We start from the raw sequence: 20,364 nt of genomic DNA on the forward strand, positions 1-20,364 counted from the left end.
AAGAAATGTCGAGAAGAATTCAGCCGCTCACACGATCGTGTGAGCGGCTGAATTCTTTTTGTTCAGGCGGAGTCAGCCCTGAGCTTTGTTCTGAGCGATCGTGGTCGCCGGATGGACTGCGATGAGGCCGAGGCCCGCGCGACGCCTGCAGAGGCGAGCCAGCTCGTCGTACGCGCGCTTTCCGAGAAGTTCCGTCAACTCGGGCCCGTAGGACTGCCAGACCTGCCGCTCCCCGACATGAGCGTCGGGGGAGCCGGAGCAGTACCAGGCGAGGTCGTCGCCGCCCTCACCCCAGCCGCGGCGGTCGTACTCGGTGATCGTGGTCTTGAGGATCTGGACGCCGTCCGGCCGGTCGACCCAGTCCTGGGTGCGGCGGATCGGTAGCTGCCAGCACACGTCCGGTTTCACCTCGAGCGGCTCGATGCCCTTCTTGAGCGCCATGGAATGCAGAGCGCAGCCCTCGCCCCCGGCAAAACCCGGCCGGTTGAGGAAGATGCACGCTCCTTTGTAGCGGCGGGTGCGCAGCGCGGGCTCGTCCTCGAGGTCGTCTTCTTCGACGTAGCCCTTCTTGCCGAGACCCTTTTCCATGAACTGCCAGTCTTCGGCTGTGAGCATTTTCACTGACGCATCGAGCTTGTCCTGATCTTCCTGATCGGAGAGGAAAGCGCCGTGCGAGCAGCAACCGTCGTCCGGGCGGTCTCCGATGATGCCCTGACACGCCGGCGTGCCGAACACGCAGGTCCAATGCGAGAGCAACCACGTCATATCAGCGGAAATGAGGTGTTCGGAGTTATCCGGATCGACAAATTCGACCCATTCGCGCGGGAAATCGAGATCGACCTCGGGGCTCGGAGTCATCTTGTGGGACCGGTCTGGGTTACCTGCTGTCACAAGGGCCGACCGTAGACCCAGTAACGTGGCGATGTGCGACTAGGGGTACTCGACGTCGGAAGCAATACCGTCCATCTATTGGTTGTGGACGCCCATCGGGGCGGCCACCCAACACCCATGAGCTCGACCAAGTCCACGTTGAGGCTGGCAGAAAACACTGACGACCGTGGCGATATCACCACGTCAGGAGCCGATCGGTTGGTGTCGACGGTTTCCGAATTCGCCGGTATCGCCAAGACGTCCGGGTGCGAGGAAATGATGGCTTTTGCCACTTCCGCGGTCCGTGACGCCAACAATTCCGAAGCCGTACTCGCCCGCGTCCGCGCCGAGACCGGAGTCAACCTCGAGGTTCTGTCCGGGGTCGACGAAGCCCGCTTGACCTTTCTGGCCGTGCGCCGCTGGTACGGCTGGAGCGCCGGACGCATCCTGAACCTGGACATCGGCGGCGGCTCGCTCGAACTCACAGCAGGTGGTGACGAGGATCCGGACGTCGCCTTCTCACTGCAACTCGGTGCCGGACGGTTGACGCGCGACTGGCTACAGGCCGATCCGCCGGGCAAGCGCCGGGTCGCTGTATTGCGTGACTGGCTGGACGCGGAGTTGGTCGGACCAGCCAAGGAACTGCGCGCCGCCGGCGACTGGGACCGCACGGTCGGGACTTCGAAGACCTTCCGATCGTTGGCTCGGCTCACCGGCGCGGCCCCTTCTGCCGCAGGCCCCCGGGCAAAACGGACCCTGACTTCCAGCGGACTCAGGCAACTCATAGCCTTCATATCCAGGATGACGGCGGCGGACCGTGCAGAATTGGAAGGAGTGAGCTCGGATCGGTCACAGCAGATTGTGGCCGGCGCGCTCATCGCAGAGGCAACCATGCGGGCGCTCGGAGTGGACGAACTGGAAATTTGTCCCTGGGCACTGCGTGAGGGTCTGATTCTGCGAAAGCTCGACACAGAAATGGGCGGTGAATTGGTGGTGAGTGCTTGATGACCGAGGACAGTCAGCAGATTTCCGTAGCGGAACTGCTCAAGCGGAACGGTCAGAGCGTCGAATCCCGAGGTGGACGACGCCGGCGCGGCGTAGCCGGTGGCATCTCCGTCGCCGAACTGACGGGTGAGATCCCGATCGTTCGCCAGTCGGGATCGCGCGCGGCCGCCGAGCCCGAGTCCGACGAACCAGCAGCCCAGCCCGAAGCCGCTGCGCCGGAAAACTCTGCACCTTCAGCGCCGGCCGAGGCTGTCGCGGAAACCGCCAAGTCAGCCGAACCGGCACCGAAGGTTCCCGCCGATCGCACCGCAGCCTTCGCCGTCTCGTTCGACGACGACGATGACGATGACGAGCCGCAGGCACCCAAGGGCGAGTCGAAGCCGGTTGCTGCGCCGCCGGTCACCACTCCGAAGCCGACTTCCACACCTTCGCCGGGACAGACCTCGAAGTCCTCGCCCGGGCAGTGGGTGAGCCGGGCACCGCTCAACTCCTCGTCACCGACGCAGGTAACGCAGGAACCAGCCCTGCTGTCGGGTCAGACCCTGGCGGGCGACCTGATGCGTCAGGAGCGCGCCGCAACGCAGTCGCCGTCGTTGCGTCCGCCGATCCTGCCGCCGCGTGTCCCCACTCCAGTCGTGAAGGCACCTGCACCGACTGCTCCTGCTCCGGCCGCGCCGGAAGAGAGCACCGAACTGATCGACAAGATCGCAGACGCGGATGTCGGCGAGGCCGAATCCACCGCTGTTGTCGATCTGGTCAAGGCACCGGCAGTCGATGACGGTGCAAAAAAGTCCAGTGCCGTCGCGGAGTCCGATGTCGAAGCCGAATCGGCAGCGGAAGAGACAGGCGAGCGTAACTCGATCCGTGAATGGGCAGTGCTTGCCGGTCAGGTGGTTGTTGCACTGATCGTCGGCGGCGCGATGTTCAAGGGCTTCGAGAAGCTGTGGGACATGCTGCCGTGGGTGGCGTTGGTGCTCGCGCTGATCGTGATCGTCGGCCTGGTTGCTGTCGTGCGGGTTCTGCGGAAGACGGACGACATCACGAGTTTCGTGATCGCGGTGGTCGTCGGCATGATCGTGACGCTCGGTCCACTGGCGTTCTTGTTGACCTCGGGTTGATCGGACGATGATCGGGGGATCGCAGCGCATGGTTCGTCGGCCGATAGCCGTCGGCCTGTCGACGGCTTCGGTATATCCGGAGAACACGGAAGCAGCATTTCGCTACGCCGCTGATCTCGGATACGACGGTGTCGAACTGATGGTGTGGGCCGAATCCGTGAGTCAGGACGTCGGTGCTGTTGCCGCCCTCGTTCGCAAGTACGCCATTCCGGTGCAGGCGGTGCATGCGCCGTGTCTGCTGATTTCGCAGCGCGTGTGGGGTTCCGATCCGGTCGAGAAGCTCGAGCGTTCGGTGCGCACCGCCGAAACCTTGGGAGCGACGACGGTGGTCGTCCACCCGCCGTTCCGGTGGCAGCGCAAGTACGCCGAAGGCTTCGCGGAACAGGTTGTCGAACTCGAATCGAAGAGCAGCGTCGTTGTGGCGGTGGAGAACATGTTCCCCATGCGCGCCGACAGCTTCTTCGGCGGCAAGGACAAGTCCGCGGAGCGTCTGCGTAAACGTGGCGGTCCAGGGGCAGCGTTGTCCGCGTTCAGTCCGTCGTACGACCCGACCGATTCCGATCACGCTCACTACACACTCGACCTGTCGCACACCGCGACGGCGGGCATGGATGCCCTGGAGTTGGCCTCCCGTATGGGCAAGGGGCTCGAGCACCTGCACCTGGCCGACGGTCGCGGGGCGTCGATGGACGAGCACCTGATTCCGGGGCATGGCTCACAGCCGTGCGCGGAGTTGTGTCAGCAATTGGCTGCGAGCGAATTCAGCGGCCAGGCAGTCATCGAGATCAACACGCAGAACGCGCGCACCCGGCGGGAGCGGTCGTCGATGCTGGCGCAGGCGCTCGCGTTTGCACGCGAGCACCTGGCACGCTCAGCGGTGGCCGGCAAGTAGCGCAGCTTCGAACTGCGCGCGCACCTTCTCGACGTGTGCGTCGAGGTCTTTGGTCTCCCAGCCTTCGGTCGAGATGGGATCGAGCACCGAGACATAGACCGGGCCTGGATGGGCGACAAGCGAATTGCGCCACATCCGTTCACCCGCGTTGTGAATCACCACGGGCACGATCGGCACACCGGCTTGGATCGCCAAGTGGAATCCACCCTTCTTGAAAGGGCCCAGACGTGGCGTCGGAGAACGGGTGCCCTCCGGAGCTATGACTATCGAGACACCATTCTTCAGCTTGTCGACTGCCGGTTGCAGTGCAGCCTTCGCCTTCGTGGTGTCGGTGCGGTCGATGTAGGCGACGTCGAGCAGTGCACCGACGGGCATGAACCGCGGATCGCTTGCCGCTTCCTTCTTCGCGACGCCGGTCACGTCACGCTTGATCACGGTGCCCAGGACCAACATGTCCAGGGAACTCTGATGGTTGAACATGAACACCGCCGGGCGGTGATCCCACACGTTGTGCTCGCCGTCGATCTCGACGTCGATGCCCAGCAGTGAGAGCGAGATGTCGGGGCCGTACGTGCCGACCAGGTTCGCACCCAGTTGACGGTTCCCGGTGACAATGCCTGCCGACGCACCGAGGGCGGCGGTGGCAGCAAGCGCGCCCATGGCCGTCGCCGTTCGGATCGTGGAGATCGGTGTTGCGCCTCGTTGCGGTTTACGCAGGCTGACCGAAGGCCAGTGATTGCGCAACGCGATCTTGGCCAGACCACGATCGGGATTCAACGCGACAGGTCGCCCGACGGCCTCGAGCATGAAGACGTCTTCGACACCGTTGGAGTACGCAAACGCGTTCTTCAGATCGGCGCCCATCTTCTCGGCATAGCCTGCAAGGGCATTGGCCTTGGCCGGCCCCCACAGTGCGGGCGAAGACAGTTCGCCGGTGAGCATGCCGTCGACGACTTCGGGTTCGGTGCACAGCACGTCTTCGATGTCGAGATCTTCGGCGACGTACTTGGCCTGGAACGGAGTCGCCGACGTAGCCATCACGATCGTGTGGCCGGCTCGCCGGTGTGCCGCCAGTAGCCCGCGGGCTTCCGGGTAGATCATCGCGGCGATTTCCTGCTTGAACAGCCGTCGGCCCCAGTCGTTCAGTTCCTCGACGGTACGGCCGCCCAAGGCTCGAACGCCGATGTCCATGAGTGCTCCGACGTCAGCACCGCGGAATTGGGTGTCGATCGCGGCACCGGTGGTGCGCAAGAGTTCGCCGACGCTGATATCCAAGCGTCGCAGGCGGTCTCGGTACACAACGCTGGCCGAGTACCCGCTGATCAAGGTGCCGTCGAGGTCGAAGGCGGCGATCGTTCCGGGCCCGGGCGGGGCGGCTTCGATGGCGGAGTGCAGACGCTCGAGTCCGGTCACAGTCCTACTTCCTCGTTCGCGGCGGGCGCTCGGTTTGCTTCTGGAATGGTCACTACCGCAGCGGCGTCCGGTACCGGCATCGCCACCTGATCGAGTCGTGCATGCGCGAGTGCGCGAAGGTGACGCAGGCGCTCGACCTGAACCTTGATCTCGGCAGCGAATGCCAGGCGCCGGGCCCGGACTCCGTCGTCGTCGACTTCGATCAAGTTACGGTTGCGCGCCAAATTCAGTGCGGTGGCGAATAATTCGCCGGAGACGGATTCGTTGCTGGCGATCTGCTGCCGCAGTCGACGCTGATGTGCGACGTCGATGCAGTTGCTGATGAACGACTTTTCGTCGAACGATGTCGAAATCGGCGCGAGCACAAGCTGATCGGCGACAACCTGGTACGCCTCGAGGAACGGTTGGAGCACGCGGTGCGCGAGGTACGGGCGAACCGTCTCGATCATGTGCTCGGTTCGTTTGTCGTCGGCCATGACGGTTTCCCACTCGGGGTCGATCAGCGTCAGCTCGGTCCGCATCTCCTGCTCGAACGTGTCCCGGTCACTGAAGAAGAACTCGAATTTCAACAAATCTCGGATGCGCTTGGCCTCTGCCCACCCGTCCCCGATGGGGTCCTCGAACCGCTCTTCGACGGCTGCCTGAAGTACGAGTTCGGTGATGGCACGCACGACGAGAAAGTGAATCGTGTTGTTGCGGTAGAAGGCAGCGACAAGATGCTGGTCCTTGCCGAGGTAGAAGACCTGCTCGCCGCCCCGATCGAAGCGCTCGAGCACCCCGGAATCGACGTGTGTCTGCAATGCCTTCTCGATGACACGCGGATCGGACAGTTCGACGTCGCCGGCGATCGGAAGATTTCGCGCGGTGATGTAGCCGAACAGCGGCGTGAGAATCGCGGTGAGTTCACGAACGGTCAACGCCCGGTCTTCGATTCCGAGGAACGCCAACATCGCCAGTGAAGACACGGTCACCGGGGTGACCTCGTTGATGCGGTGACACACCTCGATGCCGGCCTTCTGAATGGCGAGGCGCTGATCGGTTTCCTGGCTGAGTGCGTCCGCGAGTGAGAGCGGCCGGCCGATGGTCACGTGCGCGACACCGTTGCGTTTTCCCTGGGCGCGTACGTAACCCACCATCCAGCGCAGGCCTTCCGGTGTCTTCTCGGCGCCGAGTGCCTCGGCAGCCATTGCCCCGACCTCGTAGAGCTGGTCGTAGCTCAGCGCGACGGGGACGAGGTACACGTCGGATGCGCCGCTGACCTGAAAGGCCTTGGTCAGGTAGGTCAGGAGACCGAAGCGCGGTGGGCGTAGTTTCCCGGTACGCCCGCGTCCACCTTCGATGTACCACTCCAGATTGAAGCGTTTGGTGAGCAGGTAGCGCATGTACTCGTGCATCGACCACTTGTAGACCTCGTCGTTGCCGATGCTTCGACGAATGAAGACGGTGCCGCTGCGCTTGAGGATCGAGCCCATGGGCCAGAAGCTGATGTTGAGGCCGCCCATGACGTGATTGAGCGGCAAGCCGTTCGCGATCAACGCCGGACGCAGGACGAGGGGATCGAGGTACGAACGGTGACTCGGGAGGAAGACCAGTGAGTGTTCCTTGTTCAGCTCACGGAGTTCCTCGAAGCGGCTCGTGTCCACGTCCAGCTTGTAGGCGCGAGCGAAGTAGCGGCCCAGGCGATCCCACACCGCGATGGCTTGGCGACTCTGGGTGGCAACCATTTCTTCGAGAGCTTCACGTGCGCGGCGATCGACTTCGGCGACGGCGATGTTCAACCGGTCGGCCAAAGCCATGACCTCGGTGGCGAATCGGCGGGTGTCGGTGATCTCGTCGACGACGAACCGTGACACCTTGTACTGGCCACCCAGAAGGCCCAATTCGGCGCGTTCGAGTGCCAGAGCGGCCTGCCGTCGGATGAACTCCGGTAGCGAACCGCCACCGCTCTTTTCGAGGCGACGCTCGAGATCGCTCAGTGGTGCGGGTTCACCTTCGATGACCTGGCACCGTGAGGGGTCGGTGCGCAGGGTTCTGCGTTGTGCACCGCGTCCGGGGTGGAGAGGATCGCGTGGTGCCAGCGCATCACGTAGTCGCACCGCGACGTTGTGCTTGGTGTGGGTGTCCGGAATCCACACCACGCGAAGCGGTGCGAGCATCGGGTCGTCGGTCCGTGCCGCCAGTTCTGCCAGGGTCTTGTCGGTGATGTTGACGGTGACCGGCCGAGTTTCGGATGAGCTTGCCTTGTCGGCAAGCCACTTTCGCAGCACGCCGGCTTCGGCCTCTGTCATGGTTTCGGTGAGGTACACGCGCGGGTTGGTCGTGTTCTCGCTCATGACTCACGCACCTTCCGTTGTGACTCCGAGAGCGACGATCTCGTCCAGGCTCTCCTGCAAGCACTGCATCAGCAGCGCGGGTTTTGTGATCGCGGCGGTGTCGAGATTGATTCCGATACAGCACACCCCGACGTGGGAGACCAGTGTCGCCATTGCCGCGCAACCGGGCGCCGGGCCGAACGGGAACATCCGCTCGATCTTCGCTCCGGCGAGATAGACCGGTACCGGTACGCCGGCGACGTTGCTGGCCTGCAGGTCCAGACCCGTCGACTGTGACAGATACCAGTTCGCGAGTAGATAATTCGGCAGGCGGGCGAGGATCGGGGCGGCGACGTCGAGAGCGTCCAACGCGGGCTCCTCCCGGAGACCCAGTACGATCTCTCGCACCTGCCTGATGCGTTTGGCCGGATCGGTTTCGGAGACCGGGCCGTTGAAGCGAACGGCTGCAAACCTGTTGCCGCCGTTGGCGTCTGCGCCCGTACGCATGCTGATCGGCATACCCATCGGAATGCTGTCGACGGACTGTCCGAAGGCTTCGTGGTAGCGACGGAAGCCGCCGAGCAAAGCGGCGACGTACGCGTCGTTGAGTGAGCCACCGGCAGCTTTCGCCCCGGCCTTGAGCTCGGGGACACCCACCTCGAGAGTTCCGAACCATCGTCCGAGACCACGATCGTGGAGCAGAGGGGAACCGGAACGAGCTGGGGGAGTGACGATCTTGCGGAGTGAATTGGCGTAACCGAGGACCTCGGAAGCTGTCGTGATCGGACTCGAGATCGCCGTGGTCGCAACATTGGTGGCACCGCGGACCAGCTTGGCGATACGCGAGGGCGCACGCCGGATCTCGCTGACGACCTCCTCGCCGAAGGCGCCCACCGATGACAGATGCTCAGGAGCAGGCGGTGTGCGGTCGGGCTTGTTCGGAGTGGGGTCCGGGCGTCTGCTGTGCAGGAGCGTCATCATCTGGATGCCGCCCATGCCGTCGGTGATGGAGTGGTGAGTCTTGACCACGAACACGGCGCGACCGTCGTCGAGACCTTCGATGAGCAGCGCGCTCCACGGCGGTCGAGCCTTGTCGAAAGGTTCCGTCGCAAGGTGACGACACATGCGCAGTGCGTGATCGAAGTCCGCCGGTGCAGGTAAGCGGACGCGTCGTAGGTGGTAGCCGATGTCGAACTCGGGATCGACGGACCACACCGGATTGCCCAGCTGCATTGCCGGTTCCACTGCTCGCATACGAATACGCGGAACCACGTGCGATGCCCACTCGACTGCGTCGAGAAGTCGATCCCAGTCCGGGGCACGATCGAGAACCTCCACCGCAACGATCGGTGAGCGCAGTTGCGGCTGCGCCTCTTCCATCCGCCACATTCCAGTCTCGAAGTCGGACATCGTGCGGTTCGCCCCCCAGGCGACCGCGGAAAGGTCGACGTCGACCGCGCTAGGAGGAACAAATGGATTGCTGTTGGCCATACGTCAAGAACTCCCTCGGTCTGCGGATCCACCCCGCGCATCTCTGCTTCTAAGTGTGGACCCGCGACCGTGGGCGCGTCCCGGTTTCGGTGTCAGCCGACAGGTGTGACGTTCGTCAGTTAAGGGCTAATCGGACATGCCGGGAAGTTCAGTGCTCAAGAAGTGACGCCGACGGCTTTCAGGGCTATCTCGCGGTAGAGAACACTGACTTCGCGCGGAGTCTGCGGCCCGTCGAGTCGATACCAGAGGACGACGGACTGACACATTCCCAGTAGTGCACGGCCCGTTCCGGTGATGTCCGGGACCGTGAACTCACCGCTCTCGACGCCTGCCGTCAGTACGTCGACGAGTAGGTTCTCGAGCTTCTTTCGCTTGGCGGCGTAGCTCTTTCGTTCCGCGTCCTCGAGGTACCGCAGTTCGGAATCGAGGAAGGCTATGTCGGAGCGACTGGTCATGTGCAGAACACACGCCTCGACGAGATTGCCGAACTGTGCCGTCGGCGACGGTCCGGCAGCGTCGACCGCAGCGCTCGCGCGTGCGGTGACGTTCTCGATGCCCGGTTCCATCAGCGCGACGAGGATGCCCTGTTTGTTGCCGTGGTGGTAATACAGCGTCGGCACGGTGACACCGGCACGTTTTGCGATGTCACGAACCGACGCTCCGTGGTAACCGAGTTCGTGGAACACCTCGAGTGCGGCGGTGAGCAGGGGAGTCAGCGTCAGTGGTTCCACGATGCGCCACTGTTCGTCGGGCTGAGCCTCCGACTGCAAATCCGTCATTCCGCCTGTTCGCTCCGTTCGGAAATTTCTGGTGATGTGCGCAAAGAAGGTTCAACCCTAGCGCAAGGCGTGTCCTCCTTACCGATGCTCGGCCACCATTGGATAGCATCACTATCCAGTAAAGGGTCGAGCGAGTTGGACGGAGGAGCGGTGAAGGTTTCCGAACTGGCCGCACAGTCCGGCGTTGCACTGGCCACTATCAAGTACTACCTCCGTGAAGGTCTGCTGATGCCTGGTGAGCCGACCAGCGCAACGGGAGCGAGGTACGGCGAACAGCACGTCCGGCGACTCGCGTTGATCAGGGCCCTGGCCGGGGCGGGACTCGCGATTCCACGGATTCGCGCGGTGCTCGAACTGGTGGACACTGACGAGCGATCCGAATTCGAGACTTTCGGCCGCGCAATCGCGCAACTACCCCCGTACGTCGAACCTGAACCGGATCCAGAGTTCCCCAGAGCTCGCAAGGTTCTGGAGTTTCTCGGTCAGGTTTTCGAGCCGAGGTACGTGGCGGTCGCGCACCTCGAGCGGGCACTGATCGGCCTCGAGGATGCAGGACTGAGTCTCTCGGACGAGCGCCTGCGCGCCTACGGCGACCACATCCGAGGGATTGCCGAAGTGGAAATCGAGCTGATGCCTACCAGTTCGACCGAGGACGGCATTCGCTATGCGGTCCTCGGAACCGCCATGTACGAACCCGTCCTGACAGCTTTGCGACGCCTGGCGCACCAAGATTTGGCCGCACGACATTTCCCGCAACACCGAGAAAGCACCGAACAGGAAAATCGATGAGCACCAGTCCCTTTCAAGATCTCAATCGCCTCACCTCGCTCGGCGACGGGCGATACACCGCAACGATCGATTCGATCTGGACCATCGGGCCGAAAGTGCACGGCGGCTCCATGATGGCTGTGTGCGCCGCTGCCGCGCGTCGATGTCTGCGAGACGGCGCAGGTGAGAACGACTCGCTTCTGAAGATGCAGCCACTCGCGGTGAGCGCCAACTATCTGTCGGCCCCAGATCCGGGTGAAGTCGAACTGGAGGTGATCGTCCGAAAGCAGGGACGCCAGGTCGCGTTGTTCGACGTCGAGTTGAGCCAGGCGGGCCGCAGCGCTGTTCGCGCGGCGGTCACGCTCGGATTCCCCGATGACGGCGACCCCACCTTCGTCACGGCCTCGTCGATCGACGACATGTCACCGGAACCGCCGGAGAGTGCGGTGGCAGTCATCGGCGATCACCCGATGGCGCAGGTCGTGCATGTCGGTCAGGGTTGCGACATGCGAATCGACACCACCTCGGCGCACTTCCTGACCGGCAGCCAAGGCGAGGCCGAGGTCAGGATGTGGGTCCGTCCTCGACCCGAGGACGAAAACGACCTCGACACCGCTGTGCTGTTCGCGATCATGGCGGGTGACATCAGCGCGCCGGTGACGATGAACCGCGGCCTGTTCGGGTGGGCGCCGACCGTGCAGTTGACGACGTACCTGCGCCGACTGCCGACGCCGGGATGGCTTCGCGTGCGGGCGAGCTCGGATGTTCTGGGCAGCACGTGGTTCGAAGAGGATCATGCTGTTCTCGATTCGACGGGCGCAGTCGTCGTCCAGAGTCGTCAATTGGCGATGATGCCCCGCTAGGGTCGATCGCTGCGGTCGTGGCAGGCTGTTCGCCATGACAAGAATTGCGATTATCGGTGGCGGCAAGATCGGCGAGGCGCTGATCTCCGGGCTGTTGCAGGCCGGCCACGCCATCAAGGATCTGGTCGTCGCCGAGCAATATCAGCCTCGCGCAGACGAATTGATCGCCGAATACTCCATCCGCGTCAGCACGGTCGCCGATGCCGCCGAGGGTGCGGACGTCATCGTCATCGCGGTGAAGCCGAACGACGTCGAGTCAGCGCTCACGGCGTTGACGAAGGTCGATCTGGACGGCGACCTCGAACAATTGATCGTTTCCCTTGCGGCGGGAATCCCCACGGGATTCTTCGAAACGCGTCTGCCCGCAGGGTTCCCGGTCATCCGCGTCATGCCGAACACCCCCATGTTGGTCGGGGAGGGCGTGAGCGTGCTCTCGCCCGGACGGCACGTCAAGGCCGAGCATCTCGAGCTCGTACGCGGCATCCTCGGCAGCGTCGGCAAGGTGGTCACGGTTCCCGAATCGCAGATCGACGCGGTCACGGCTGTCTCCGGTTCCGGCCCGGCCTACTTCTTTCTGGTCGCCGAAGCGATGATCGACGCGGGAGTCGGTCTCGGCCTGACGCGCCCGGTCGCTACCGAATTGGTGGTGCAGACGATGGTCGGTTCCGCAGCGATGCTCGATCGCACCGGCGACAGCGCGACGGATCTTCGCGCCGCGGTGACGTCACCGGGCGGAACGACGGCTGCGGCACTGCGTCAGCTCGAAGCGGGCGGCCTGCGGACGGCGTTCTTCGATGCCTTGGATGCCGCCAAGTCGCGCTCGGCCGCGATGGGTGCAGCTGCGGATTAGTCGTCCGTTTAGCCACACCCGTCGCTTTAACCCCACCAGTACAGCTAAGCTCGACTTAGTACGTACGTGTCTGTTCCGCCGGAGGGGAAGCCGGCGGCGCGAGTCGTGCTGGAGGTATGTGGATTAATGGTGTCTGCAAACAAGCCGTCCATGGGTTCGTCCCACGACGGAAAGCCGGCAGTGGCCGGCACGCAATTCCTCACTGTTGCTGAGGTAGCAACTTTGATGAGGGTGTCGAAAATGACTGTGTACCGGTTGGTACACAGTGGCGAATTGCCTGCTGTACGAGTGGGCCGTTCGTTCCGTGTACATGCGAAGGCAGTACACGATTACCTCGAAACCTCGTACTTCGATGCCGGCTGACCAGCCGGTTCGAAGAGGATGACCTCGGCGTGAGCCGAGTCGCGGGCACAGCGGTTGCTGTGCCGGAGGCTCGGTTTATGCCGAGTGACTCCACACCGGTACGATGAGTCACTGTCGTACCAGCAAGCTGGTGTCGTAAGGCGCTGAGCTAGTTAAAACGAGGGCCAGGCGCCAATTGCTTGGCGCAGGCGTACGTGACCGGCGTGCGCAGGAACGCTAGAGAAGAACGTGAGGGACACCCGCTATGGGTTCAGTGATCAAGAAGCGTCGCAAGCGCATGTCGAAGAAGAAGCACCGCAAGCTGCTTCGTCGTACCCGAGTACAGCGCAGGAAACTCGGTAAATAAGCAGTACCTGTTGATGCCCGCCACCCCTTCCGGGGTGGCGGGCATCAGCATATTCGGGGGAAAGCGATGTGTGCCACGTCTCATTGGCTGGGCGGTTTGTCTTGAATGGCCGAAATTTGGGTAGTCAGCGCGGGACCCCCTCTGCCCGTAAAGTGGGGGAAAATCGCGGGAGGGACGCTTCGGCAGAGCGCGTTTCTACTGGATATGGGGGTACTTGGTGGTTGAAGGTGACAACACTTCAGGGGGCACGACGCCTCGCGTCGTACTGGTGACCGGGGCGAGCAGATTTCTCGGCGGCTACCTGGTGACCAGGCTTGCGCAGAATCCGTCGATCGAGCGTGTCATCGCCGTCGACGCCGTCAGTCCGAGTAAGGACATGATGCGCAGAATGGGCCGCGCGGAATTCGTGCGAGCAGACATCCGCAATCCGCTGATCGGCAAAGTGATCCGAAACGCCGAGGTCGACACCGTCGTGCACGCGTCGACGCTTCAGAAAGCCCCCAAAGCCGGCAGCCGCGCCGCGATGAAGGACATGAACGTCATCGGCGCCATGCAACTGTTCGCGGTCTGTCAGAAAGCTCCGACGGTTCGCAAGGTGGTCCTGCGCTCGGCTTCGGTCGTCTACGGGTGCAGTGCCAAGGATCCCGCTCAGTTCACCGAAGAAATGAGTGCGCGCCGCCGGCCGCCGGGCGGATATGCCCGCGACAGCCTCGAGATCGAGGGATACCTCCGCGGAATGGGGCGTCGGCGCCCGGACATCTCGGTCGGGATTCTGCGGTTGGCGCCGTTGATCGGACCTCAGCTGACTGCAACCGTCGGGCACTACGTCACCGCCCCACTCGTGCCCACCATCGTCGGGCGCAACGCGCGCCTGCAATTGCTCCACGTCGAGGATGCCCTCGCGGCGCTGGAGAAGGCGACCATCGGACACGCTTCGGGTACGTACAACATCGCCGGCGACGGAGTGGTCATGATGTCGCAGGCGATCCGCCGGGCAGGCAGGGTGGAAGTTCCCATGCCGCTCGCTCTGTTCCGCAGCGTCGGGAGCGCGTTGGTGGGGTCGTCCATGAGGCTGTACACCGACGAGCAACTCGAGTACTTCCGGTTCGGCTGCGGACTCGACACCACTCGCATGCGCAGCGAGCTGGGGTTCGAGCCGCGATGGACCACCATGCAAGCACTCGACGATTTCATGCGTGCGATGCAGACGCGCCGGATCATCAAGTCCGAGTGGATCGATCGGGCGGAGAATGCGTTGACCACCATCCTCGGCGGTGACACCGCCGCGGCGGCAACAAGTGCAGACGTGATGCACATGCCGCTGTCGGGACGAAGTGCGGTGAAGGGGTGACTGACGTGGCGAAGGTAATTCCCCTGCGGCCCAGCGCAACTCACACCGGAAAGTCGGCAACTTCCCGTTCGCGTGAGTCCGTCACCGGTGCGGAGCGTGACATCCGTGAACAAAGTGAACGTCGGCATCCGTCCGGAGTGTCCTCGGCGGCCGACCACGGCGGTGAGAGCACGTTCGTCGATTCGGCCAGGTCGGCGATCGTCGACCAGATCGCCTCGGCAGCAGAATTCTTCCGACGTCGGGTGTCGGGCGACTACGAGGTCGACGAGTTCGGATTCGACCCGCATTTCGCGGACAACGTCGTCATGCCGATGTTGCGCCCGTTGTTCGAGAAGTGGTTTCGCGTCGAGGTCAGTGGGATCGAGAACATTCCCCTCACCGGGGGAGCGCTTGTGGTCGCCAACCACGCCGGTGTGATCCCGATCGACGGACTGATGACGTCGGTTGCCGTGCACGATCACCATCCAGCGCATCGTCCACTGCGAATGTTGGCTGCGGACATGGCATTCGAGATGCCAGTGGTGGGTGGACTGGCGCGCAAAGCCGGTCATACGTTGGCCTGCAACCCCGACGCCGAGCGTCTGCTCAACGACGGTGAAGTCGCGGCCGTGTTCCCGGAAGGATTCAAGGGCATCGGGAAACCGTTCAGTGAGCGGTACAAGTTGCAGCGGTTCGGGCGCGGTGGCTTCGTGTCGGCCGCAATGCGAACCGGTGTTCCGATCATTCCGTGCTCGATCGTGGGTTCGGAGGAGATCTATCCCAAAATCGGTGATCTCACCACACTCGCACGCGTTCTCGGTCTTCCGTATTTCCCGGTGACACCGCTGTTTCCACACTTCGGGCCGCTCGGCCTGGTTCCGTTGCCGTCGAAGTGGTACATCGAGTTCGGAAAGCCCATCGTCACCGACACCTTCGAGAGCGGTGCCGCCGACGATCCGATGGTCCTGTTCGAGGTCACGGACCACGTCCGGGAAACCATTCAGCAGACGCTGTATCGACTGTTGGCCAAGCGTCGCAACGTCTTTCTCGGCTGAGTTCGGTCCGGATCGCTGCTCGATCCGGACCGAACCCGCTCAGGCGTTCTGTTCTTTGCGCCTGGCGAGAATTGCCGCGAGCGCCCCGCCGACCGCTCCGAGCACCAGCGCCGTCGGTACGCCGATCTTGGCGGCCTTTCGTCCGGTGCGGAAATCGCGAACTTCCCACCCGCGGTTCTTCGCGAGTTCACGAAGATCTGCGTCGGGATTGATCGCCACCGGTGTCCCCACCAACGAGAGCATCGGAACGTCGTTGTGGCTGTCGGAGTAGGCGGAACAGCGCTTGAGATTGAGTCCTTCACGCACCGCCAACGTCCGTACGGCGTGCGCCTTGCCCATGCCGTGCAGGATGTCGCCGACGAGTCGGCCGGTGAAGACGCCGTCCTCACTCTCGGCGACAGTGCCCAAGGCGCCGGTCAATCCCAGTTTCTCGGCGATGACCTGAGCCAGTTCGACCGGAGTTGCCGTCACCAACCACACCTGTTGTCCGGCGTCGAGGTGCATCTGGGCCAACGCCCTCGTGCCTGGCCAGATCTTGTCGGCGATGACCTCGTCGTAGATCTCCTCGCCGAGGCGGGCGAGTTCGGCGGTGGATCGACCGGCCACGAAGGACAGTGCTTTCTCGCGGCCTTCGGCGACGTCGTCGCTACTTTCTCGGCCGGTGACTCGGAACTTGATCTGCTTCCACGCGAAATCCACCAGATCCGAGGTCTTGAGATACTTTCGTGCAGCGAGACCACGGGCGAAGTGGATGATCGACGCACCCTGCACCATGGTGTTGTCGACGTCGAAGAATGCGGCGGCCGTGAGGTCGCGCGGAACGGCCGGGGGCTCTTCGCCGGTTTCCGGTTCTGTGGGGTTGGCAGCTTCGTGCAATGCCAGAGCTGCGTCAGCGCTCGCCTCGCCGGCGAGATTGGCTCGAACTTCCGACTCACTCGGGCCCAGCGGATTCTTCACATGGCGACGTCCGGGGAGAATGACCCCGGCAAGCCCTGATCCGAATCCGGAGCCGTTCGGTAGTGATCGCGCAGGCACCCGCACCTCCCGTGTTGCATTCTCGAGCAGAGAACTCTTCGAGTCAGCCTATCCTCCGCGATGAGGCCCGATGGGTTGGATGGTGACCTTCCCTGTGGTGTGTGACGTTCCTCTCCGCCGATTTGGCACCGAGTGGGGCTCCGAAGGCACACTCGACCGATCAAGTAGATGGCGTCCCCGTAGAAGAAAGGTATGCGTCGATGACTGCAGCTACGCATGAAGTGACCCTGTTGACACGCGCAGGATGCGCGTCCTGCGTCGGCGCGGCGGAGGTCCTGCGACGGGTCTGTTCCGAGTTCGAGCTGGAATTGACGTGCATCGACGTGGACGAAGCTGCCGCGACGGATCCAGAGCTGAGAGCGGAGTACGGAGACAGATTGCCCGTCATTCTTCTCGACGGACGCGAGCACGGTTACTGGGAAGTCGACGAGGAGCGCCTTCGTGACGATTTACGCAAGTAAGGTAACCCTCAAAGTTGTCCGCGGAGCCGCTTTGCAGGTGAACGGCACATCGAACCCGTCTCGAGCAACTTTGTGCATGGGTTCACAAGCGGTTACCGTGGTGTGAACATTCCCCCGGAGCATCGTGGAGGTCGACAGTCGTGTCGACCGGACGAGGAGCCAGCGACGTGACCGAACCGCACCAGACGCATGAGCCTGTGGCTCAGCGCGTCACCGGCGCTGCGGGCTCTTCCGTCACCGACGCTGCCAGCGCCTCGGTTACCGACCCGATCGCTCAGGATCGCGTCATCCCCCAGGCTACGGTGACGCGCTTGGCCGCATACCTGCGGGTCCTCGGAGTGATGTCCGACCGGGGTACCTCCATCGTCTCGAGCGAGGAACTTGCCCAGGCGTCCGGCGTCGGATCAGCGAAATTGCGTAAGGATCTGTCGTTCCTCGGACCCAACGGTGTCCGCGGCGTCGGGTACGACGTCAACAGGCTCCGCATCCGCATCGAGCGTGCACTCGGACTCGATCGTGGGCACAAGGTCGTTCTCGTCGGAGTCGGAAACCTCGGCAAGGCGCTGGTCGGCTACGGCGGATTCAGCCGCCGCGGTTTCGAGATGGTCGGACTCTTCGACAGTGATGCAGATCGAATCGGAAGCAGAGTCGGGGATCTCGTCGTGCGCAGCACCGAGGAACTGACCGTCGCCTGCCGTGAACTGAATGCGACCATCGGCGTCATCTCCACACCGGACGAGGCAGCTCAGGGCGTGTGCGACCAGTTCGTCAGCGCCGGGCTGCGCTGCATCATGAGTTTTTCGCCGATCGCCCTCGACGTTCCCGATCACGTGGAACTGCGACGTGTAGATCTAGCCGTCGAGATGCAGGTTCTCTCCTTCAACAGTGCGCGCAACGCCGATCAGGCATCCAGCGCGCCGCGAGTACGAGTGGCTCACGCCGCATCCGCTTCGTCAGTCCCATCCACCAGTTCACCCGCTCCGGTCGGAGCAGGTTCGACAAGAAACGGATCAGTGATCGCGCCGTGAGTGTTCTGCTTGTCGGGGTCTCGCATCGAACCGCGCCCGTCCCGGTGCTCGAGCGAGTAGCTGTCACCGACACCGATCGTCCGAAGCTGATCGACAAGCTTCTGGCGTCTTCGCACATCTCCGAAGCGATGATCGTCTCCACCTGTAACCGGGTGGAGGTCTACGCGGTGGTGGACGCGTTCCACGGTGCACTCACCGAGGTCGGTGAAATCCTGGCCGACCATTCGGGTCTCGACCTGACAGCGCTGCACGCTCACGCGTACGTCCGCTACAGCGAAGCAGCCGTCGAGCACCTCTTCGCGGTGGCCAGCGGCCTCGATTCCATGGTGATCGGCGAACAGCAGATCCTCGGCCAGATCCGTTCGGCCTACGCATCTTCGGATGCGCAGCAGGCCGCCGGACGCGTCGTCCACGAACTGGCTCAGCAGGCACTGCGCGTCGGCAAGCGAGTGCATTCCGAAACCGGAATCGACTCCGCCGGAGCATCAGTCGTGTCCGTGGCTCTCGATCGTGCAGCGGGCATCATCGGTGAGGGCGGCCTGGTCGGCCGCACTGCCGTGGTCGTCGGGGCAGGATCGATGGGCGGTCTGTCGGTTGCGCATCTCACCCGCGCCGGAATCGCACGCATCGTCGTCGTCAACCGGACACAGGAACGCGCCGAGCACCTGGCAGAGACGGCACGCTCCAACGGCGTCGACGCCGACGGTGTTGCCTTCGATCAGCTTTCGGCCGCGATGGCGCAGGCAGATGTCATGGTCACCTGTACCGGCGCGGTCGGGGCAGTGGTCACCCTGGCGGATGTGCACCGCGCACTCGCCGAGACCGATCGCGACAACACCAAGCACCTCGTCATCTGCGACCTCGGGCTGCCGCGCGACATCGATCCCGCCGTCGCCGGCCTGCCGGGTGTGACCGTTCTCGACATGGAGACGCTGCAGCGTGATCCAGCGGCGGGCGCAGCCGCCTCCGACGCAGATGCCGCACGCACCATCGTCGCTGGCGAGCTTGCGACCTACCTTGCCGGACAGCGCCTCGCCGAGGTCACTCCGACCGTGACGGCTTTGCGTCAGCGCGCCGCCGACGTCGTCGAAGCCGAACTGATGCGGCTCGATTCGCGTCTGCCCGGCCTGGACGATCCGCAGCGCGACGAGGTTGCACGCACCGTGCGACGCGTCGTGGACAAGCTTCTCCACGCCCCGACCGTGCGCGTCAAGCAACTGGCGTCGGCCCCCGGCGGCGACTCCTACGCAGCAGCGCTGCGCGAACTCTTCGAACTCAGCCCCGGATCTCCCGCGGCCGTGGCCACACCCACCGACCTGGTGGACGGCGACCGCACTGGAAGGGACCTGCAGGCATGAGCGTCACCACCCCTCGATCGGGGAGCCCGCTGCGGATCGGCACTCGCGGAAGTCTTCTCGCGACCACGCAAGCCGGTACCGTGCGCGATGCCCTCATTGCAGCGGGACATCCCGCCGAGTTGGTCATCATCAAGACCAAGGGCGACCAGTCCACCGATCCCGTCCAAAAGATCGGCGTCGGAGTGTTCACGGCAGAGCTTCGAGAAGCTTTGCTGGACAACCGCGTCGACGTTGCTGTGCATTCCTACAAGGACTTACCGACCGCGCAGGATCCGCGTTTCGTCATCGCGGCGATTCCGCCACGCGAAGATCCGCGTGACGCGCTCGTCGCCCGCGACGGTCTGGTCCTCGGGGAGCTTCCGGCCGGCTCCAAGGTGGGAACCTCGGCGCCCCGCCGTGTTTCGCAGCTCAAGGCACTCGGACTCGGCCTCGACATCGTGCCGTTGCGGGGCAACCTGCAGCGCCGTCTCGGCAAAGTCGAATCCGGTGAACTCGACGCCGTGATCCTCGCTCGCGCCGGCCTGTCCCGTATCGGGCTGCTCGATCTCATCACCGAGAATATCGAGCCCGTGCAGATGCTCCCCGCTCCGGCGCAGGGTGCCCTGGCCGTCGAATGCCTTTCTGCCAATGCGGAATTGGCGGCGATCCTCGCCGAGCACGACGACGCGGGTACCCGGGCGGCAGTTACTGCCGAGCGCGCCCTGCTCGCCGAGTTGGAAGCCGGCTGCACCGCTCCGGTGGGAGCGATCGCGGAGATCGTCGAATCCCTCGACGACGACGGCAGAATCTTCGACGAACTGTCGGTACGCGGCTGCGCAGCCGCCATCGACGGTTCGGACGTCATCCGTACCGGCGCAGTGGGTGCGCCGGACAAGGCCGAGGAACTCGGCCGAGCGGTAGCGCGCGAGTTACTCGAACTCGGCGCCCGCGAGTTGATGAACGTGACTACAGGCGAGGCAGCCGATGTTTGACGCCCCACTTTGCACTTGCACCAAGTTCCCATTTCGATACAGCGCACTGGAGAATC

At 63.6% G+C, this 20,364-nt stretch carries 20 protein-coding genes; 14 read left to right on the plus strand and 6 right to left on the minus strand.

Features of this window, described 5'->3' with window-relative positions:
• Positions 1-72: 72 nt before the first annotated feature.
• A complete protein-coding gene (locus KTR60_RS08100) occupies positions 73-858 on the minus strand; it encodes a hypothetical protein (protein WP_003941928.1) in 786 nt (261 codons plus the stop codon).
• Between the two features lie 66 nt (positions 859-924).
• Between KTR60_RS08100 and KTR60_RS08105 the strand changes: the two genes are divergently transcribed.
• The 3 genes from KTR60_RS08105 to KTR60_RS08115 are packed head-to-tail and all read left to right on the plus strand — an operon-like array spanning position 925 to position 3,885.
• Positions 925-1,875, plus strand: a complete 951-nt coding sequence (locus KTR60_RS08105; RefSeq protein ID WP_003941975.1) for a Ppx/GppA phosphatase family protein — start codon at positions 925-927, stop codon at positions 1,873-1,875.
• Positions 1,875-2,993, plus strand: a complete 1,119-nt coding sequence (locus KTR60_RS08110; RefSeq protein ID WP_070162628.1) for a hypothetical protein — start codon at positions 1,875-1,877, stop codon at positions 2,991-2,993. The genes KTR60_RS08105 and KTR60_RS08110 overlap by 1 nt, the downstream gene beginning before the upstream one ends.
• 7 nt (positions 2,994-3,000) lie before the next feature.
• Complete coding sequence (locus KTR60_RS08115; RefSeq protein ID WP_228402024.1) at positions 3,001-3,885, plus strand: sugar phosphate isomerase/epimerase family protein; 885 nt, start codon at positions 3,001-3,003, stop codon at positions 3,883-3,885.
• Here KTR60_RS08115 and KTR60_RS08120 read toward each other — a convergent pair.
• The 4 genes from KTR60_RS08120 to KTR60_RS08135 form a co-directional block, all read right to left on the minus strand.
• Complete coding sequence (locus tag KTR60_RS08120; RefSeq protein ID WP_003941905.1) at positions 3,865-5,298, minus strand: HAD-IB family hydrolase; 1,434 nt, start codon at positions 5,296-5,298, stop codon at positions 3,865-3,867. The genes KTR60_RS08115 and KTR60_RS08120 overlap by 21 nt on opposite strands.
• Positions 5,295-7,631, minus strand: coding sequence for a glycerol-3-phosphate 1-O-acyltransferase (locus tag KTR60_RS08125; RefSeq protein ID WP_007735324.1), 2,337 nt, complete (start codon positions 7,629-7,631; stop codon positions 5,295-5,297). Before KTR60_RS08125 ends, KTR60_RS08120 begins: the two co-directional genes overlap by 4 nt.
• A gap of 3 nt (positions 7,632-7,634) precedes the next feature.
• Positions 7,635-9,101, minus strand: a complete 1,467-nt coding sequence (locus KTR60_RS08130) for a wax ester/triacylglycerol synthase domain-containing protein (RefSeq protein ID WP_007735322.1) — start codon at positions 9,099-9,101, stop codon at positions 7,635-7,637.
• A 155-nt stretch (positions 9,102-9,256) separates the two neighbouring features.
• Entirely contained in the window at positions 9,257-9,880 is a 624-nt protein-coding gene (locus KTR60_RS08135; RefSeq protein ID WP_003942051.1) for a TetR/AcrR family transcriptional regulator, read from the minus strand.
• A gap of 150 nt (positions 9,881-10,030) precedes the next feature.
• On the opposite strand from KTR60_RS08135, the gene KTR60_RS08140 reads away from it, so the two are divergent.
• From KTR60_RS08140 to KTR60_RS08170, 7 genes are all read left to right on the plus strand, one after another.
• On the plus strand, positions 10,031-10,669 hold the full coding sequence (locus KTR60_RS08140; RefSeq protein WP_042453006.1) for a MerR family transcriptional regulator: 639 nt from the start codon (positions 10,031-10,033) through the stop codon (positions 10,667-10,669).
• Positions 10,666-11,511: a thioesterase family protein gene (locus tag KTR60_RS08145; protein WP_042923249.1), complete on the plus strand. Its 846-nt coding sequence runs from the start codon at positions 10,666-10,668 to the stop codon at positions 11,509-11,511. Before KTR60_RS08140 ends, KTR60_RS08145 begins: the two co-directional genes overlap by 4 nt.
• Before the next feature lie 34 nt (positions 11,512-11,545).
• Complete coding sequence (gene proC, locus KTR60_RS08150) at positions 11,546-12,361, plus strand: pyrroline-5-carboxylate reductase (RefSeq protein ID WP_003941923.1); 816 nt, start codon at positions 11,546-11,548, stop codon at positions 12,359-12,361.
• 126 nt (positions 12,362-12,487) lie between these two features.
• The gene (locus KTR60_RS08155; protein ID WP_003941845.1) at positions 12,488-12,724 is read left to right on the plus strand and encodes a helix-turn-helix domain-containing protein; all 237 of its coding nucleotides are present in this window, start codon (positions 12,488-12,490) and stop codon (positions 12,722-12,724) included.
• A 244-nt stretch (positions 12,725-12,968) separates the two neighbouring features.
• On the plus strand, positions 12,969-13,070 hold the full coding sequence (locus KTR60_RS08160; protein ID WP_003402602.1) for a 30S ribosomal protein bS22: 102 nt from the start codon (positions 12,969-12,971) through the stop codon (positions 13,068-13,070).
• Between the two features lie 217 nt (positions 13,071-13,287).
• Positions 13,288-14,421: an NAD-dependent epimerase/dehydratase family protein gene (locus KTR60_RS08165; protein WP_003941967.1), complete on the plus strand. Its 1,134-nt coding sequence runs from the start codon at positions 13,288-13,290 to the stop codon at positions 14,419-14,421.
• Positions 14,418-15,455: a lysophospholipid acyltransferase family protein gene (locus KTR60_RS08170; protein WP_042923247.1), complete on the plus strand. Its 1,038-nt coding sequence runs from the start codon at positions 14,418-14,420 to the stop codon at positions 15,453-15,455. The genes KTR60_RS08165 and KTR60_RS08170 overlap by 4 nt, the downstream gene beginning before the upstream one ends.
• Positions 15,456-15,494: 39 nt before the next feature.
• Here KTR60_RS08170 and KTR60_RS08175 read toward each other — a convergent pair whose 3' ends face one another.
• The gene (locus KTR60_RS08175; protein WP_020968932.1) at positions 15,495-16,490 is read right to left on the minus strand and encodes an HAD family hydrolase; all 996 of its coding nucleotides are present in this window, start codon (positions 16,488-16,490) and stop codon (positions 15,495-15,497) included.
• Between the two features lie 200 nt (positions 16,491-16,690).
• Between KTR60_RS08175 and KTR60_RS08180 the strand changes: the two genes are divergently transcribed.
• The 4 genes from KTR60_RS08180 to hemC all read left to right on the plus strand — a co-directional run bounded on the left by KTR60_RS08180 (position 16,691) and on the right by hemC (position 20,308).
• Positions 16,691-16,951 carry a glutaredoxin family protein gene (locus KTR60_RS08180; RefSeq protein WP_003941953.1) on the plus strand — a complete coding sequence of 87 codons (261 nt, stop codon included), beginning with the start codon at positions 16,691-16,693 and terminating at the stop codon, positions 16,949-16,951.
• Between the two features lie 140 nt (positions 16,952-17,091).
• Positions 17,092-17,979: a redox-sensing transcriptional repressor Rex gene (locus KTR60_RS08185; RefSeq protein ID WP_042923244.1), complete on the plus strand. Its 888-nt coding sequence runs from the start codon at positions 17,092-17,094 to the stop codon at positions 17,977-17,979.
• On the plus strand, positions 17,976-19,337 hold the full coding sequence (locus tag KTR60_RS08190) for a glutamyl-tRNA reductase (protein WP_042923241.1): 1,362 nt from the start codon (positions 17,976-17,978) through the stop codon (positions 19,335-19,337). The genes KTR60_RS08185 and KTR60_RS08190 overlap by 4 nt, the downstream gene beginning before the upstream one ends.
• Complete coding sequence (gene hemC / locus KTR60_RS08195) at positions 19,334-20,308, plus strand: hydroxymethylbilane synthase (RefSeq protein ID WP_019744374.1); 975 nt, start codon at positions 19,334-19,336, stop codon at positions 20,306-20,308. Before KTR60_RS08190 ends, hemC begins: the two co-directional genes overlap by 4 nt.
• The last annotated feature ends 56 nt before the right edge of the window (positions 20,309-20,364 follow it).

Source organism: Rhodococcus sp. C1 (assembly GCF_020809065.1).
Lineage (GTDB): Bacteria > Actinomycetota > Actinomycetes > Mycobacteriales > Mycobacteriaceae > Rhodococcus_F > Rhodococcus_F qingshengii.

What these genes read in the sequence shown, in the direction of transcription:
- KTR60_RS08145 (WP_042923249.1), top strand. Translation starts at nt 10,666, where the DNA reads ATGAGCACCAGTCCCTTTCAAGATCTCAATCGCCTCACCTCGCTCGGC.
- KTR60_RS08180 (WP_003941953.1), top strand. Translation starts at nt 16,691, where the DNA reads ATGACTGCAGCTACGCATGAAGTGACCCTGTTGACACGCGCAGGATGC.
- KTR60_RS08125 (WP_007735324.1), bottom strand. Translation starts at nt 7,631, where the DNA reads ATGAGCGAGAACACGACCAACCCGCGCGTGTACCTCACCGAAACCATG.
- KTR60_RS08160 (WP_003402602.1), top strand. Translation starts at nt 12,969, where the DNA reads ATGGGTTCAGTGATCAAGAAGCGTCGCAAGCGCATGTCGAAGAAGAAG.
- hemC (WP_019744374.1), top strand. Translation starts at nt 19,334, where the DNA reads ATGAGCGTCACCACCCCTCGATCGGGGAGCCCGCTGCGGATCGGCACT.
- KTR60_RS08100 (WP_003941928.1), bottom strand. Translation starts at nt 858, where the DNA reads ATGACTCCGAGCCCCGAGGTCGATCTCGATTTCCCGCGCGAATGGGTC.
- KTR60_RS08135 (WP_003942051.1), bottom strand. Translation starts at nt 9,880, where the DNA reads ATGACGGATTTGCAGTCGGAGGCTCAGCCCGACGAACAGTGGCGCATC.
- KTR60_RS08110 (WP_070162628.1), top strand. Translation starts at nt 1,875, where the DNA reads ATGACCGAGGACAGTCAGCAGATTTCCGTAGCGGAACTGCTCAAGCGG.
- KTR60_RS08155 (WP_003941845.1), top strand. Translation starts at nt 12,488, where the DNA reads ATGGTGTCTGCAAACAAGCCGTCCATGGGTTCGTCCCACGACGGAAAG.
- KTR60_RS08130 (WP_007735322.1), bottom strand. Translation starts at nt 9,101, where the DNA reads ATGGCCAACAGCAATCCATTTGTTCCTCCTAGCGCGGTCGACGTCGAC.
- KTR60_RS08115 (WP_228402024.1), top strand. Translation starts at nt 3,001, where the DNA reads ATGATCGGGGGATCGCAGCGCATGGTTCGTCGGCCGATAGCCGTCGGC.
- proC (WP_003941923.1), top strand. Translation starts at nt 11,546, where the DNA reads ATGACAAGAATTGCGATTATCGGTGGCGGCAAGATCGGCGAGGCGCTG.